At 69.4% G+C, this 15,856-nt stretch carries 15 protein-coding genes; 7 read left to right on the top strand and 8 right to left on the bottom strand.

The features are described from left to right. Positions 1–16: 16 nt before the first annotated feature. Both K3A85_RS01180 and K3A85_RS01175 read right to left on the bottom strand, forming a co-directional pair. Complete coding sequence (locus K3A85_RS01180) at positions 17–1,345, bottom strand: calcium-binding protein (RefSeq protein WP_225204661.1); 1,329 nt, start codon at positions 1,343–1,345, stop codon at positions 17–19. Positions 1,346–1,473: 128 nt separating this feature from the next. After that, positions 1,474–2,265: a dienelactone hydrolase family protein gene (locus K3A85_RS01175; protein WP_225204660.1), complete on the bottom strand. Its 792-nt coding sequence runs from the start codon at positions 2,263–2,265 to the stop codon at positions 1,474–1,476. A 129-nt stretch (positions 2,266–2,394) separates the two neighbouring features. On the opposite strand from K3A85_RS01175, the gene K3A85_RS01170 reads away from it, so the two are divergent. Then, positions 2,395–3,753, top strand: a complete 1,359-nt coding sequence (locus K3A85_RS01170) for a M20/M25/M40 family metallo-hydrolase (protein ID WP_225204659.1) — start codon at positions 2,395–2,397, stop codon at positions 3,751–3,753. Here K3A85_RS01170 and K3A85_RS01165 read toward each other — a convergent pair whose 3' ends face one another. Together K3A85_RS01165 and K3A85_RS01160 are read right to left on the bottom strand one after the other, a co-directional pair. Then, on the bottom strand, positions 3,754–4,758 hold the full coding sequence (locus K3A85_RS01165; protein ID WP_225204658.1) for a sensor histidine kinase: 1,005 nt from the start codon (positions 4,756–4,758) through the stop codon (positions 3,754–3,756). A gap of 173 nt (positions 4,759–4,931) precedes the next feature. Further along, a complete protein-coding gene (locus K3A85_RS01160) occupies positions 4,932–6,182 on the bottom strand; it encodes an acetyl-CoA C-acetyltransferase (RefSeq protein ID WP_225204657.1) in 1,251 nt (416 codons plus the stop codon). A 184-nt stretch (positions 6,183–6,366) separates the two neighbouring features. On the opposite strand from K3A85_RS01160, the gene K3A85_RS01155 reads away from it, so the two are divergent. The 4 genes from K3A85_RS01155 (at position 6,367) to K3A85_RS01140 (ending at position 9,593) form a co-directional block, all read left to right on the top strand. Beyond that, on the top strand, positions 6,367–7,566 hold the full coding sequence (locus tag K3A85_RS01155; RefSeq protein WP_225204656.1) for a M20 metallopeptidase family protein: 1,200 nt from the start codon (positions 6,367–6,369) through the stop codon (positions 7,564–7,566). Then, complete coding sequence (locus K3A85_RS01150; protein ID WP_318248054.1) at positions 7,563–7,997, top strand: hotdog fold thioesterase; 435 nt, start codon at positions 7,563–7,565, stop codon at positions 7,995–7,997. The genes K3A85_RS01155 and K3A85_RS01150 overlap by 4 nt, the downstream gene beginning before the upstream one ends. A 139-nt stretch (positions 7,998–8,136) precedes the next feature. After that, a complete protein-coding gene (locus K3A85_RS01145; protein WP_225204655.1) occupies positions 8,137–9,216 on the top strand; it encodes a PAS domain-containing protein in 1,080 nt (359 codons plus the stop codon). Continuing rightward, positions 9,213–9,593 (top strand): response regulator, encoded by a 381-nt coding sequence (locus K3A85_RS01140; RefSeq protein WP_225204654.1) that lies wholly within the window; start codon positions 9,213–9,215, stop codon positions 9,591–9,593. Before K3A85_RS01145 ends, K3A85_RS01140 begins: the two co-directional genes overlap by 4 nt. A gap of 26 nt (positions 9,594–9,619) precedes the next feature. On the opposite strand, the gene K3A85_RS01135 is transcribed toward K3A85_RS01140, so the two are convergent. Continuing rightward, positions 9,620–10,591 carry an alpha/beta hydrolase gene (locus K3A85_RS01135; RefSeq protein WP_225204653.1) on the bottom strand — a complete coding sequence of 324 codons (972 nt, stop codon included), beginning with the start codon at positions 10,589–10,591 and terminating at the stop codon, positions 9,620–9,622. A gap of 121 nt (positions 10,592–10,712) precedes the next feature. On the opposite strand from K3A85_RS01135, the gene K3A85_RS01130 reads away from it, so the two are divergent. Beyond that, positions 10,713–11,495: a tyrosine-protein phosphatase gene (locus K3A85_RS01130; RefSeq protein WP_225204652.1), complete on the top strand. Its 783-nt coding sequence runs from the start codon at positions 10,713–10,715 to the stop codon at positions 11,493–11,495. A 4-nt stretch (positions 11,496–11,499) separates the two neighbouring features. Here the strand turns inward: K3A85_RS01130 and K3A85_RS01125 are convergent, their stop codons facing one another. Both K3A85_RS01125 and K3A85_RS01120 read right to left on the bottom strand, forming a co-directional pair. Then, the gene (locus K3A85_RS01125; protein WP_225204651.1) at positions 11,500–11,847 is read right to left on the bottom strand and encodes an EthD domain-containing protein; all 348 of its coding nucleotides are present in this window, start codon (positions 11,845–11,847) and stop codon (positions 11,500–11,502) included. Positions 11,848–11,918: 71 nt separating this feature from the next. Then, positions 11,919–13,097, bottom strand: coding sequence for an aromatic ring-hydroxylating oxygenase subunit alpha (locus K3A85_RS01120; protein ID WP_225204650.1), 1,179 nt, complete (start codon positions 13,095–13,097; stop codon positions 11,919–11,921). Positions 13,098–13,254: 157 nt separating this feature from the next. Here K3A85_RS01120 and K3A85_RS01115 point away from each other — a divergent pair, with 157 nt between their 5' ends. Beyond that, entirely contained in the window at positions 13,255–14,883 is a 1,629-nt protein-coding gene (locus K3A85_RS01115; protein WP_225204649.1) for an AMP-binding protein, read from the top strand. Positions 14,884–14,887: 4 nt separating this feature from the next. Here the strand turns inward: K3A85_RS01115 and K3A85_RS01110 are convergent, their stop codons facing one another. Next, positions 14,888–15,784 (bottom strand): homocysteine S-methyltransferase family protein, encoded by an 897-nt coding sequence (locus K3A85_RS01110; RefSeq protein ID WP_225204648.1) that lies wholly within the window; start codon positions 15,782–15,784, stop codon positions 14,888–14,890. Positions 15,785–15,856: the final 72 nt, after the last annotated feature.

Below are 15,856 nucleotides of genomic sequence, written 5' to 3'. Positions count from 1 at the left end.
TGGCTCCGGCAGGCGGTCACAGGACGAAATCGCTCGACGCGAGGGTGTGGACCCCATCGATCTTGATGCACCAGTCGGCGGTCGTGTCGCCGTCCATGTTGCCATAGACGTAGGTGTTGCCGCCCGAGACCTCGTAGCGCAGCTGGCGCCCGGTGTGGTTGGTGAACTTGTTGGTCGAAATGAACAGAAACGCCTGGTCGCCGGGCTGGCCGTAGCCGCTTGCCGAGACCAGCGCGTCGATCTGGCTGACGTCGATCTTGTCGCCGCTGGTGAAGTCGACGATCTCGTCGGCGCCGATCGAAGTGCGGCTGGCGAAATCGCCGGGCGCGAAGACGAAGACGTCGGCGCCCGCGCCGCCGGTGACGATGTCGAGCCCGGCGCCGCCGATCACCCGGTCATTGCCGCCGCCTGCAAGGATCGTGTCGTTGCCGGCAAGGCCCGAAAGCACGTTGGCGGCATCGTTGCCGGTGAGCGTGTTGTTGCCGCCGTTGCCGGTGCCGTCGATCGCGCTCGTGCCGGTCAGCAGCAGCTTCTCGACATTGGCGGCAAGGGTGTAGCCGATCGAGGCCCGGACCGTGTCGGTGCCCTCGTTGAGGTTCTCGATCACCGTGTCGCCGGCATTGTCGACCACGAAGGTATCGTCGCCGAGCCCGCCGCGCATCGTGTCGGCGCCGAGGCCGCCGTCGATCAGGTCGTTGCCGCCCAGCCCCGAGAGTGCGTTGGCCGCGGCATTGCCGGTCAGCGCGTTGGCGAGGTCGTTGCCGGTCCCGTCGATCGCGGCCGTGCCGATCAGCAGCAGCTTCTCGACATTGGCGGCGAGGGTGAAGGTGATGCTGGCCTTGACGGTGTCGGTCCCTTCGCCGGCGTTCTCGATCACCTTGTCGCCGACATTGTCGACGACATAGGTGTCGTCGCCGAGCCCGCCCTTCAGCGTATCGGCGCCCGCCTTGCCGTCGAGCAGGTCGTTGCCGCCAAGGCCCGACAGCGTGTTCGCCGCGGCATTGCCGGTGAGCGCGTTGGCGAGATCGTTTCCGGTGCCGTCGATGGCGGCGGTGCCGAGCAGCAGCAGCCGCTCGATATTGGCGCCGAGCGTCCAGGAGATTTTCGCCCGCACGGTGTCGATTCCTTCCCCGGCGTTTTCGGTGACGGTGTCGCCGAGGTTGTCGACGACATATATGTCGTTGCCGAGCCCGCCGCTCATCGTGTCGGCGCCGCTGCCGCCGTCGAGGGTGTCGTTGCCGGCGAGGCCCTGGAGCGTGTCGCGCCCGGCGAGGCCGAGGATGATGTCGTCGAGCGCCGTTCCGACGAGATTGTCGATGCCGCTGGTGCCGTTCACGTTGGCCATGTCGTTCCTCCGCGCCCCGCCCGGCAGCCTAGCGCGCGCGCTGCCGCGCCTTTTGACCTAGCGCAAAGCCGATGGCGGATTTGCGACAATTCCATCCGTTCCGGCGCCGACATCGGCACTCTCCCGGGTCAGAGCGCGGTGCGGCGCTTGAAGAAGGCGATGACGTCCTGCTCGACCTTGCGGGTCGCGCTGCCAGGTTCGTCGACGAGGTGCCAGGTGAGCACCGAGTGCGGCGGGATCGGCGCGTCGGGATTGGCGTCGCGGTCAGGGAGTTCGACGGTGACGCAGCGTTCGCCGAACGTCTCCTTGAGCATCGCGAACCGCGCGTCGGGCACGTAGCCGTCGCTGGGGAAGCGCAGCGCCATCATCGTCAGGTCCTCCTCGACCATGCGCTTCTTCGCGCAGCCGATCTCGGCCGGGCTGGCGTCGATCGTGCCGGCGCCTTTGCGGCCGAGGGGCAGCGAGGGTTGCGACAGGACTGGTGCGACGACCGAAGGCTCGGTCATCATCGCCAGCGCAAAGCCGCCGGTGAAGCACATGCCCACCGCGCCCACGCCGCGGCCGCCGCACTCGGCGTGCGCCTTGCGCGCCAGCGCGCGCAGCCAGTCGACGATCGGGCTGGACCTGCCGTTGGCCCAGACATTGAATTCGCGCCGCACGCAGATCGACCAGATCATCTGGCGCACGGTGTAGCCCCGGCTGGGGCTACGCCCGTCCTCGCCGAACAGGCTGGGGCAGTAGACGGTCATGCCCTGTGCCGCCACGCGATCGGCAAAGCGCAGCACCTGGGGGTGGAGGTTGGGCATTTCGTGCATGACGATCACCGCCGGCCCGACGCCCTTGCGCCAGACGCGGCGGGTCCATGGCCCAGCGGCGAAGTCGAACGCGTCGTAGCCGGCGAAGGCTTGCGCATTCTGCATGGCGATCTCCCCCCGTATCTGCCGGCAATGTGGACTGTCCGGCGCGCCGAGGCAATCGGGGAGAGCCCCCTGGCGTTGGGGCGCACAAGGCGTTTGCAAAACAGGAGCTTGTGCCTAAACCCCGGGTGCATGCGCAACCTTGTCCGTCCGGCCCTTGCCGTCCTCGCCGCAGCGCCTGCTGTCCTGTCCGCCCCCGCCCGCGCCCAGGCGGCGCCCGATTCGGTCGCCTGGGACATCGTCTCGGGCCTGACCACCGAAGTCGGCCAGCGCCTTGCCGGCAGCGAGGCCGAGGCCCGCGCGCGCGACTGGGGCGCAAGGAAGCTGGCAGCGCTGGGCTTTCGCGAGGTGAAGGTCGAGCCGTTCACCATTCGCGGCTACCAGCGCGGGGTGGACAAGGCTCGGATCACCGCGCCGGTGCCGCAGATGCTCGCCGTGACCGCGCTCGGCTACAGCGGCGCGACCGCCGACAAGGGGATCGAGGCCGAGATCGCCTACTTCCCCACGCTCGCCGCGCTCAAGGCCGCGCCCGATGGTTCGCTCGGCGGCAAGATCGCGTTCATCGACCACGCGATGCGCGCGGCGCAGGACGGATCGGGCTACGGCCCCTACGGACAGGTGCGGCGCGAAGGGCCGAGCGTCGCCGCGCGCAAGGGCGCGCTGGCGGTGGTGATCCGCTCGGTCGGCACCGACAGCCACCGCAACCCGCACACCGGGGTGACCAGCTGGGCCGAAGGGGTCAAGCCGATCCCGGCAGGCGCGGTCTCGAACCCGGATGCCGACCTCGTCGCCCGGCTGGTGAAGCTCGGCCAGCCGGTGCGGATCGCGCTGACCCTGACCGGCAGGACCGTCGAGGGGCTGCCTTCGGGCAATGTCGTCGCCGACCTGCCCGGGCGCGACCCCGCGCTGCCGCCGGTGCTGGTGGGCTGCCACCTCGACAGCTGGGATCTCGGCACCGGGGCGATCGACGATGCTTCGGGCTGCGCGATCGTGACCGCCGCCGCGCTGCGCGCGCAGGCCGCCGGAAAGACGCTGCGCACGATCCGCGTGCTGTGGGCGGGAAGCGAGGAAATCGGCGGCTTCGGCGGCGAAGCCTATGCCAAGGCCCACCCCGAGCGGCACGCGCTGGCGATGGAGAGCGACTTCGGCGCCGACCGGGTGTGGCGGGTGCAGACCCGCTTCGCCGCGGCGGACAAGCCGCTGGCGGACCGCATCGTCGCGGCGCTGGGGCAGATGGGCATCGTCGCCGGGCGCGCCACGGCCGGCGGAGGCACCGACGTCGAGCCGGTGATCGCGGCGCAGAAGCTGGCGGTGGTCGATCTCGGCCAGGACGGCACGCACTACTTCGACCTGCACCACACGCCCGACGACACGCTCGACAAGATCGATCCGGCGGCGCTCGAGCAGAACGTGGCGGCCTGGGCGCAGGTGCTCGCGCTCGTCGCCAATGCCGAGGCGATCGCCAGCGCCCCGGCCGGCGCGGGCGACTGATCAGCCTTCGGGAAACTCCACGACGGTCGTCACGCCGCCGAGGCTTTCGACCGTCATGGTCCCGCCGAGCTGGGCGACGAAGCCCTTGATGATCGCGGTGCCTAGGCCGCGCCGCGGCTGGGGCAACTCGGCTTCGGGGGGCAGGCCCGAGCCGTTGTCGCAGACGGTCAGGCGCAGGCGCGCATCGCCAGTGCGCGCGATCACCACGCGTACGGCGGGGGCCGAATGGTCCTCGAAGGCGTGCTTGAAGCTGTTGCCGAGCAGCTCGCTGATCAGCAGCACGACCGTCATCAGCCGTCCGGGTTCGAGCCGGGCATCGGCCACTTCGACATCGAGCCGCACGTGGTCGGCCGAACCCACCGCGCGCGCATGGTCGGCGGCGCGGCGGATCTGCTCGACCAGCGGCAAGTCGAGCGCGGCCGGGTCGTAGAGCTGGCGGTGGACCTCGCCCATCAGCTCGATGCGCGCGTTGGCGCGGTCGATCGCGTCGAGCGCGGTGGCAGGGTCGGCGGCGATCTGGCGGCGCTGCATGCGCAGCATCGCGGCGACCGTGGCGAGGTTGTTGGCGACGCGGTGCTGGAGCTCCTTGAACAGCAGTCGCTCGCGCTCGGCGGCGAGCGTGAGGCGGGCCTCGTTCTCCTCGAGCCGTTGCTGGCGATGGACCAGCCCGTCGATCAGCATGATGTCGACCGCGACGACGAAGCCGTAGAACAGCATCGCGGTGGCGACGCCCGAGGTGACCGCGAAGCTGTAGACCGGCGGAACGAAGAAGTACCACGCGGCGAGCCCGGACAGCACCGCGCACAGCACACCCGGGCCGCGCCCGGCAAGGAACGTCGCGACGATGACCGCGGGGAAGAAGGTGAGGAACGGGAAGCCCGGCGGGAACAGGTGGTCGGCCGCCCAGCGCACGGCGAGGCCGAGCGCGAACAGGGCGATGCCCAGCGCATAGCCTGCGATCCGACCACGGACCGGCTGAAGGAGTTTGCGCGGGAAATAGGGCATCGTCGCCGCCACTGTGCCCGCGCGTTGTTGCTTTTGCAACTGCTCGAAGACGCGGAACGGGCAGGCGCAGGAACGACGAAGGCCCGGAACGACGAAGGCCCGGAACGACGGAAGGCGGAATGCCTTGCGCCGGCCGGGCCTCGCGGAGTGTCGCGCCGAAGCGCGCTAGCTCGTCAGATGCGCTCGATGATCAGCGCCGGGGCCATGCCGCCCGCCGCGCACATCGTGATCAGGCCGTAGCGGCCGCCGGTCCGCTCCAGTTCGTCGAGCGCGGTGCCGATCAGCATCGAGCCGGTCGCGCCGATCGGGTGGCCGAGCGCCATCGCGCCGCCGTTCGGGTTGACCTTGGTGCGGTCGAGCTGAAGGTCGCGGATGAACTTTTCCGCCACGACCGCGAAGGCTTCGTTGATTTCCCAGTGGTCGATGTCTTCCTTCTTGAGGCCGGCCTTCTCGAGCACCTTCTTCGCCGCCGGAACCGGGGCATTGAGCATCAGCGTCGGGTCATCGCCCTGGTTGGCATAGGCGACGATGCGGCCGCGCGGCTTGAGGCCGTGCTTCTGCGCATATTCGGGCGAGGTGATCAGCAGCGCGGCGGCGCCATCGACGACGCCCGAGCTGTTGCCGGCGTGGTGCACGCCCTTCCAGTTGAGGTCGGGGTAGCGCCGCTGGATCTGCTTGCGGAAGGTGAAGCCGCCGCCCTGGTCGAAATCGGCGATGCCGTCAAAGCTCGCCTTAAGCGAAGCAAGGCCCTCGGCGGTGGTTTCGGGGCGGGGGAACTCCTCGCGATCGAGCGCGACGGTGCCGTCGGGGTTGTAGACGGTGACCAGCGACTTGTCGAAGCGGCCTTCGCGGATCGCGCGGTCGGCGCGTTCCTGGCTGACGAGGGCGAGCGCGTCGAGCTCTTCACGGGTGATGCCTTCGAGCGCGGCGATCGCGTCGCCGCAGACACCCTGGTGCGACTGCGGATGGATCGCGTCGAGCTCGGGATTGCCCGAGCCCATGCCCAGCGGACGAATGCCGGCGTTGGCCTGCTCGGCGCCGTAGGCGGCGGTGAAGCTCATCATTTCGGTGCCGCCGGCGATGACGCAGTCTTCCATGCCCGACATCACGGCCGCCGCAGCGAGGTTCACCGAGGTGATGCCGCCGCCGCAGAAGCGGTCGAGCGTGGTGCCAGAGGCGGTGATGTCGTAGCCCGCGGCGAGCGCCGACATGCGGCCGAGGTCGCCGCCCTGCTTGCCCACCTGCGACGAGGTCGACCAGATGATGTCGTCGACGGTCGAGGTGTCGAGGTTGTTGCGGTCCTTGATCGCCTTGAGGCAGGTGGCGGCAAGGTGCTGCGGATGCAGGTGCGACAACGCGCCCTTGCCGGGCTTGCCGATGCCGCGCGGGGTGCGCACGGCGTCGATGATATAGGCTTCGGCCATGGTTCTCTCCTCAACAGTCCGGCGAGACCCCCCTCTGGGGTCCGGCTCTGAGTCCCGGTTGTTTAAACGAGCGATTAAAGCCTGGCCCGGCTTTCCGCAAGGGTAAAGCTGCACGCCGGGCGCCCTCGACAGCGCGTCGCCGCTGGTCCACAGATCGGCGCGAGGCAACAGGAGACCACCAGCGATGACCGAGGCTGCCCTGCTCGAAGGCGCGCACGCGCTTTCGGACAAGATCGTGGGCTTGCGCCGCGCGATCCACGCCGAGCCCGAGCTGGGGCTGCATACGCCGCTGACCCGCGACAAGGTGCGGGCGGCGCTCGCCCACCTGCCGCTGACCTGGCGCGAAGGACCTTCGACCACCGGCCTCGTTGCAACGCTCGAGGGCGGGGCGGGAGCGGGGCGCACGGTGCTGCTGCGCGGCGACATGGATGCGCTGCCGATGCCCGAGGAGACCGGGCTTGCGTTCGCCTCGACCATCCCGGGGCGGATGCACGCCTGCGGCCACGACACCCACACGGCGATGCTGGCGGGGGCGGCCGAACTGCTGTGCGGCCGGCGCGACACGCTGGCGGGACGCGTCCAGTTCATGTTCCAGCCGGGCGAGGAAGGCCATCACGGCGCGCGCTTCATGCTCGACGACGGGCTCATCGACCCGCTGCCCGACGCCGCCTTCGCGCTCCATATCATGCCCGACAGCCCGCACGGTCTCGTCGCCGGGCGCAACGGCGCGCTGCTGGCCTCGGCCGATCAGTTCACGATCACCGTCGAAGGGCGCGGCGGCCACGCCTCGATGCCGCACCAGACGCGCGACCCGGTCCCTGTCGCCTGCGAGATCGTCACCGCGATCCAGGCGATGGTGACGCGCAAGTTCGCCGTCTCCGACCCGGTGGTGGTGACCGTGGCGAAGATCGAGGCGGGCACCGCGCACAACGTCATCGCCGATCGCGCGGTGCTGACCGGCACGATGCGCACGCTCTCGCGCGAGAGTCGCGAGCGCCTGCCCGCCGAGCTCGAGCGGCTGGCGACGCATATCGCCGCGGCGCACGACATGACCGCGCGGGTGCGGATCGAGCCGGGCTTTCCGGTCACCGTCTGCGACGAACGGGCGGTGGCGCTGGGCGAGGCGGTGACCGGCGACCTCGTGGGCGCGGAACGCTTCGTCCGGCTGGCCCACCCGATCATGGGCGCCGAAGACTTCTCCTACGTGCTGGAGAAGGCGCCGGGCGCGATGTTCTTTCTCGGCGTCAGCCACGAAGGCGACGACTGGCGGCAATGCTGCGGCATCCATTCGACGCGGATGATGGTCGATGAAAGCGTGATGCCGCTGGGCACGGCGCTGCTCGCGGGCTGCGCGGTGCGGTTTCTGGAAAAGGGGTTTGCATGATCTGGTTCGGTGGCAAGGCGCCCGGCGAGGACTATCTGCGCGGCAGCTTCAAGACCGCCATGCCGGGGTTCCTGGGCATCGAGTACGTCTCGATCGACGACACCTCGCTGACGCTGCGGATGCCGGTGACCGAGAAGGTCCACCAGCCGTTCGGGCGGCTCCACGGCGGGGCCTCGGTGGTGCTGGCCGAGACTGCGGGGTCGATGGCGGCGGCCTTCTGCGTCGATCCGGAGAAATTTGCCTGCGTCGGGATGGAGATCAACGCCAACCACATCCGCCCGGTGCGCGATGGCTTCGTCTATGCAACGGCAACCGCGGAATCGATCGGCCGGACGACCCAGGTCTGGTCGATCCGCATCCGCGACGAGGCCGAGCGGCTGGTCTGCATCTCGCGGCTTACGGTCGCGGTCATCCCGGTCGAGCGCAAGTAGCGGACCCGCCTTGCCCTCGCGGGCGGTGCAACTGTTTTTGCATGATTTTCAATTGCAGGAAGGGAACCGGATCGCGAGCGCCTGCATTAACGCGCAAGGGATTGCAGCGCGCAAACAGAGACGAGACCGGGAACCTTCATTGTCCACACATCGGGAAGATCAGGCGCATCGGGCGTATGACGACAGCCCCGATCGCTTTCGCGCCAGTCATCCGGAGGATGCGTTCTCCGGAGCGAACGGCGTGCTTTTCGAGCAGGCCATGGCGCAGACGCGCATGGCAATCTGCCTGTGCGATCCGTACGCGCCCGACCAGCCGATCGTGTTCGCCAACCGCGCGTTCCGCGACCTGACCGGCTACGACGAGAGCGAGATCGTCGGGCAAAACTGCCGCTTCCTGCAGGGTCCGGGAACCAGCCGCGAGGCGGTGGCGCGCATCCGCAAGGCCCTGGCCGAAGAGGACGTGGTCGTCGTCGAGGTGCTGAATTATCGCAAGGACGGCACCGCGTTCTGGAACGCGCTCCACCTCGGGCCGATCTACGACACCAGCGGGCGCCTGCTCTATTTCTTCGGCAGCCAGTGGGACGTGTCGGACGTGCGCGCTGCGCGGGCCGACGAGCGCCACGCGCGCGAACTGGCGCGCGAGCTTTCGCACCGCATGAAGAACATGTTCGCGGTGATCGGCGGGATCGTGAACTTCACCGGGCGCGCGCGCGGGATCGAGGTCGAGGCGCGCGAGATCAACGACCGCATCCAGGCGCTCGGCCGCGCCTACGAGACCACGCTCGACGAGGCCTCGTCGGGCTCGATCGAAGTCGGCCAGGCGATCCGCTCGGTGCTCGGCCCCTACGATCCCGAAGGACGTCGCATCCGCTTCGAAGGCAACGGCCTGCGCAGCGATTTCTCGGCCGTGTCGGTGCTCGGCCTGTCGCTCCACGAACTCGCCGCGAATGCGGTCAAGCACGGCGCGCTGAGCGAGCCCGACGGCCACGTCACGGTGCGCTGGAACCGCAACGGCGGCGCGACCCAGCCGACCATCGTGATCGACTGGCTCGAGGAAGGCGGCCCGCACGTCGACATCGCGGGGGTGACGATGAGCCCCAAGGCGGGCAGCATCGTCGACCGCATGCTGGGAATGGCCCGCGGCAACATCGAGCGCGAGTGGCGGCCGCAAGGGCTCCGCGCGACGCTGCGCCTGCCGCTGCGCGAGGAGGTGGGATGAGCGAATTGCCGCGGCAGGTTCTGGTCCTCGACGACGAGCCGTTGATCCTGCTCGATCTCGAGTTCGCGGTGGAGGACGCAGGCTGCGTGCCGCTGACCGCGCTCGAGGCCGAGGAGGCGCTCGAGATCGTCGCTGCCGAGGCGATCAGCGCGGCGATCCTCGACGTTTCGCTGGGGCAGGGCCGGACATGCGAGCCGGTCGCGCGCGCGCTGGCGGCGCTGGGCGTTCCCTACGTGCTCCACACCGGCGACCTCGACCGCATGGACGAGGCGGTGCGCCGGCTCGGCGGCGTGCTCGTGCCCAAGCCGACGCCCGCCGCAGTCGTGGTGTCGCGGGCGCTGCAGACACTTGCCGAGCCGCAGCGCCAGGCGGGCTAGTCCCGCACCTCCTAGCCCCGCACCCTTTAGCCCCGTTCGGGCAGCTTCAGCATGGCCGCGATTGCGCCGAGCATGTCGCGCGAGAACGCCTTGGCGATGCGCGCCTCGGCAATGACGTTGAAGGCGTGGATCGCGCCGGGATAGCTGTGCAGTTCGACGGGCACGCCCGCATCGACCAGCCGCCGCGCGTAATCGAGATCCTCGTCGAAGAACAGGTCGAGACTGCCGGTGCCGATCCAGGCGGGGGCGAGGCCGGAGAGGTCCTCGGCAAGGCTCGGCGAAAACCAGCCCTTGCGGTGGTCGTCGGCGGCATAGTCGCCGCGCAGCGCCTCCCAGCCGAAGCGGTTGGACTGGCGGGTCCAGATGAATTCGCCGGTGGTGCGGTTGCGCCAGCGGCAATCCTCGCCGCCGGTGCGATGATCGATCATCGGATAGACGAGGATCTGCGCCGCGAGCGGCGGGCCCGCGAGGTCGCGGGTCATCTGCGCGACCGCCGCGGCAAGACCGCCGCCCGCGCTTTCGCCGATCACGCCGAGCCGCGCCGCATCGACTCCGAGCGCGTCGGACTGTCCCGCCAGCCACTCGAGTGCGGCGAAGCAGTCTTCCTGCGGCCCCGGAAACGGGGTCTCGGGCGCGAGCCGGTAGTCGACCGACGCGACCGGGATGCCGAGCGCCCGGGCCATGCCCGAGGGGCCCGCCATCATCGCCTTCGCCGAGCCCATGATCATGCCCCCGCCGTGGATGTGGAGCAGCGCAGGCCGGCCCTGTGCGCCGGGCTCGGAATCGTACCAGTAGACTTCTAGCTCGCCCGCAGGTCCGGGGATGCGGCGGATCTCGGGCGCGATCGGCGGCGTACCGAGCGCTGCATAATTGGCCTCGCTGGCGCTGCGGATGGCGGGGAGGAGTTCGCGGGTGAACGGCACCGCACGACCCAGCGCATCGAGCAGCGGCAGCGTCTCGGGATCGACGAGATGGATCGTATCGCGCTGTTCTGTCATATTTCCTCTCCAACCTGTGCCGGTCTTTTCCTGTCGCTTTGTGCTTGCACGAGGGGCTCTTGTCGAGCCAAGGGCGACAGCGATCAGTTGCGATGCGAAACCGGCACGGGGATTCGAGACGATGCAGGACAGGGTGCTCCCCCTCGAAGGAATCCACAATTTCCGCGACTACGGCGGCTACAAGACGCGGGGTGGTGCGCTGAAGACCGGCGTGCTGTGGCGCTCGGGCCAGCACGCCGAAGCCACCGAGGCCGATCTCGAGACGGTCCATGCGCTCGGCATCGGCACCGTGATCGACTTGCGCGGCGACAGCGAGCGCGCGGTCTACCCGTGCCTGCGCCATCCCGAGTTTGGCGCGGCGGTGGTGTTCGAGCCGGGCGAGACCGCCAGTCTCAAGGGCGCGGCGGTGCACGAGGAAATGGCCCGCGAAGTCGTCACCGAGCAGGACGCGATCAATGCGATGACCGCGCTTTACGAACGCCTGCCGTTCCGCCCGGTCCTGACCGGGACCTACCGGCTTTACTTGCGCACCCTGGCGCAGAACGACCATCCGACGTTGCTCCACTGCCTTGCCGGCAAGGACCGCACCGGGGTTGCCGCGGCGCTCGTCCACACGCTGTTGGGGGTGCACCCCGACGACGTCATGGCCGACTATGTCCTCACCAACACCGCCGGCAACGCCGAGGCGCGCATCGCCGCGGGCGCCGGCGCCGTGCGCTCGGGCTTCGGCGCGACCATGGAGGACGGCGCGGTGCGCGTGCTGATGGGAGTGCGGCCCGAGTTCCTCGAAACCGCCTTCGCCGCGATCCGCAAGGAATACGGTTCGGTCGAAGCCTATGCCGAGCAGGCGCTGGGCGCGGGGCCGGACGCGGTGCGGGCGATGGAAGCCAACCTCGTCGCCTGAGCGATCAGAGCATCGAGCGGTGGCGTTCCACCGCATAAGTGCGCATGCGGCTGCGGTCGAACAGCTTCACCTCGTCGTCGACGATCTCGTTCATCGTCGCCGGGTCGGCCATCGCGGCGAAGCAGGCGTCGCAGGTCGCCTGGTCGGGAAAGTCGATCTCGAGGACCACGTCGTAGTCGTGCGCGAGCGTGGCGCCGTCGAGCGGATGGAGGTGCAGCCGCTCGTAGCGGCTGGCCCAGCCCGACAGCACCTTTTCGCCGATCAGGCGGTGCTTCGTTTCGTAGTAGGCGATGAAGTCGGCCTTGCTCATGCCCTCGCGGCGCTTGAGCAGGGTGAGCACGGTCACCGTCATTCCGCGAACCTCGCTTGCCGGAGGGGCGGACGCGCAGAGCCGATGCGTCGACGCCCGCGCGTCCGCTGCGATCACATTTCGGGTTCGGGAAGGTCGGCGTCGTCCTGCAGGTACCAGTTGAGCCATTCATGGAAATACTGGTTGCCGCGCTCGTTGCGCCCGAAGGTGAGTTCGTCGTGCGCGCCGCTTTCGAGGCCCTTCTGGATTTCCAGCCCGATCAGGTAGTCCTCGGTATAGGTCACGTCGCGGAAGAAGTTCATCGCCGCATCGACATTGGCGCGATCCTCTTCGTCGCGGATCGGCTCGCGGCGCAGGTAGTTGAGCACGGTGCGGTTCTCGCCCGGCGTCGGCCCGGGGAACAGCTGGGCGACCTGGGTGATCTCGGGCGCGATGAACGCCGAGACGTTGGGGAACATGATGCGCACGAAATCGAAGCCGTTGTTCTCCTGCGTGCCCCACTGATCGCGGGGCACGTCCTTGAGCGCGTCGGCGATCTTGTGGTGCGGGAAGCCGATGCGCTGGTGCGGGCCGAAGCCTTCGTAGTGCATGCAGTTCGACGGGGTGCGCGGGAAGATCGTCTCGGGGTGGAGCGAGGCGAAGTGGTAGCCCTCGAGATAGCCGTCGTAGGCGATCTTCCAGTTGGCGCCCTCGATCACGCGGCTGCCCATGTAGGTCCACGAGCCGAAGTCGAGCGCTTCGAAGTCGTCGAGGAAGCCGCGGTAGAACTTGTCGACGTCGAGCGGCGCGTTGGGCGTGAGCACGACGAAGATCATACCGGCCTTTTCGGCGCAGGGCAGCTCGCGCAGGCCCATGCCGGGCTTGTCGACTTCGCCGAACTTGCTCGCCTCGGAAACGCCGATCAGGCGGCCGTCCTGGCCGAAGGTCCAGCCGTGGTACTTGCAGGTGAAGCGCGGGCAGTTGCCGTGGCCTTCGCTGGCGACGGGCGCGCCGCGATGCGAGCACACGTTGAGGAAGGCGCGGACCAGGCCCTGTTTGTCGCGGCTTATCAGCACCGGCAGGCCGACCGCTTCCATCGCCTTGTAGTCGCCCGGATTGGGCATCTCGGCGGTGAAGGCGAGCATCAGCGGCACGCGCTTGAACACCAGCTCCATTTCCGCCTTCCACTGGTCGGGATCGGTGTAGCTGGCGGTCGGAACGCGCATCGTCTTCTCGGTGAGGAAGGTCTGCTTGTTCTCGACATAGTCGCGCATGATGGCGGCCACTTCGCCAATGCGTTCGATGCGGTCCATGGCGTTGAAATCTCCCAAGGGGTCAGGCGGTCCGTTCGGACTTGTCCGGTTCGACATCGCCGATTTGGCGACGAGGGAAAAGCTGTGACACTTGGCAGGTGGCCGCCTCTCCCTTTGACCAATTGAGGCCATCGTCGCGGGGACGGATGAGGGCGCCATGCGCACGACAACGACGCCGCCATGGGAGTGGCTTGCAATTCCTCCGGCTCATCACGCGGCCTATGTCGCCGCCGGAGCCTACCAGCCGACCACAATTGCCGACCTTGCGATCGCGCGGGCGGCGAGTGACCCCGACTTCGTCTGCATGGTTGACGCCGAGGGCAGCCACACCTTCGCCACGCTGCTCGCCGAGGCGCAGGCGCTGGCGGCGGCGCTCGCCGCGCGGGGGCTCCTGCCCGGCGAGGTCATCGCCTTCCAGGTGCCCAACTGGCGCGAGGCTGCGGCGATCAACCTTGCCGCGGCGCTCGGCGGCTGGGTGGTCAACCCGATCGTGCCGATCTACCGCGACGCCGAAGTGACGATGATGCTCGCCGATTGCCGCGCGCGCGCGATCTTCGTGCCCGAGAGCTTCCGCAAGGTCGACTATGCGGCAATGGCGCGGCGCTGCCAGGCCGCGCTGCCCGATCTCGCGCACGTGTTCACGGTGCGGGGCGAGGGGCCGGACGACTTCGCCGCGCTCGTCGCCCAGGGACGCGGGATGCGGTTCGAGCGCCCGACGGTCGATCCGCTGGGCGTGAAGATGGTGCTCTACACCTCGGGCACCACCGGCCGGCCCAAGGGCGTGCTGCACAGCCACGCGACGCTGCAGCGGATCGTCGCGCGCAGCGGCGAGCACTGGGGGTTGAAGGCAGGCGAGGCGACGCTGATGCCATCGCCGGTCACGCATGTCTCGGGCTATGCCAACGGGCTCGAGGCCCCGCTCATCTGCGGCATCCGCTCGGTGCTGATGGAAGCCTGGGACGCGCGCGAGGCGCTGGCGCTGATCGAGCGCCACGGCCTCGTCGGCACGGTCGCGGCGACGCCCTTCCTGGTCGAGCTGGCGGCAGCGGCCCGCGCGGCGGGAACCGGGGCGCCCAGCTTCCGCTTCTTCGCCTGCGGGGGCGCGGCGGTGCCCAACGACCTGATCCCGGCGGCGGACGCGGCATTCGACAATGCCCATGCCTTCCGCGTGTTCGGCGCCTCGGAAGTGCCGCTCGTCAGCTTCGGCTGGCCGAACGATCCGCAGCTTGCCGCGACCACCGACGGCGAGGTCGTCGACTACGAGGTGCGCATCGTCGATGGCGCGGACAACGACCTGCCGCTCGGGCAAGAGGGCGAGATCCTCGCCCGGGGCCCCGCGATGATGCTCGGCTATGCCGATGCGCAGCAGAGCGCCGAGGCGATCACCGCCGACGGCTATTTCCGCACCGGCGACCTCGGCGTGCTGTCGGCCGATGGCGCGATCACCATCACCGGGCGCAAGAAGGACCTGATCATCCGTGGCGGCGAGAACATCTCGGCCAAGGAGATCGAGGACGTGCTGCACACGCATCCGGCGGTGCGCGAGGCGAGCGTCGTCGCGATGCCGCACGCGCGGCTGGGCGAGGGCGTGTGCGCCTACGTGATCCTGTCGGACAAGGCCGATGCTGGGGCGCTTGCCGCGCATGTCGGCGCGAGCGGGCTCGCCAAGCAGAAGATTCCCGAGCGCTTCGAGTTCGTCGACGATTTCCCGCGCACCGCGAGCGGCAAGGTCCGCAAGGACCAGTTGCGCGCAGACATCAAGAAAAGGGTGGCGGCGCCGGCCTGACGGCTCAGGCCGTGGCGCGAAGCCTTGCAAGCTCGGCGATGTGCTCGGGGCCGATCCCGCAGCATCCGCCGATGATCGACGCTCCCGCCTGCGCCCAGGCGCGGGCGAAGGCCGCATAGCCTTCGGGCGTCAGGTCCTCGCGGATCGGGTCGAGCCCGGAATTGGCTTCGGAATCGCTGTTCATCGGCGGGAAGGCGTTGGCATAGACGCCGATCGGCAGCGCGCGGCCTGCGGCGCCCGCAGCGCGCGCCTGCTCCACCGCGGAAAGCATCACTTCGGGCTGCGAGCAGTTGAACAGCAGCGCCTGCGCGCCCGCGCGCAGGGCAAGGTCGACCGCTTCCTCGACGCTCTCGCCCGAGCGCAGCGCCGGAGCCGCGCCGGTGTCCTCGTCCTGCAGCGTGAAGCTGAGCCACAGCGGCTTGCCCGTGCCGGCGACGAGACGCGCGACGAGCTCGGCCTCGGCGAGCGCGGACAGCGTTTCGGCCTGCCAGTGGTCGACGTGGGGCGCGAGGGCTTCGACCAGCACTTCGAGCACCGGCCGCGCCCGGTCGAGATCGACGAGGTCGGGGCGGTAGGAGCCGCAGACCGGCGGCAGCGAGCCGGCGACGCGCACCGGGCGGGCGGCGCCATCGGCCGCCTCCCGCGCCAGACGGCCGGCCAGTGCGGCCAGCCGCGCGCCGTCGCGGGCGAAGCGCTCCTCGGAAATGTGGAAGGGCACGACGGCGTAGGAATTGGTGGTGATCACGTCGGCGCCCGCCGCGATGTAGGCGTGGTGGACCCGCGACACGTATTCCGGCGCCTCGATCAGCGCGAGAGCGGACCACTCGGGCTGGCGGAACGGGGCGCCGCTGCGGGCGAGTTCGCGGCCGGTGCCGCCGTCGAGGATCAGGACCTGCGTCATCCGTGCGATCTAGGCCCGCGCCGGCGCGCGATGCAAGCGCGGCCGGGGGTTTTGCCCGGTCCTGACAAAAAG

The organism is Novosphingobium huizhouense (assembly GCF_020179475.1).
In the GTDB taxonomy this organism is placed as follows: Bacteria; Pseudomonadota; Alphaproteobacteria; order Sphingomonadales; family Sphingomonadaceae; genus Novosphingobium; species Novosphingobium huizhouense.
This window is presented reverse-complemented; position numbering and strand designations above follow the sequence as displayed.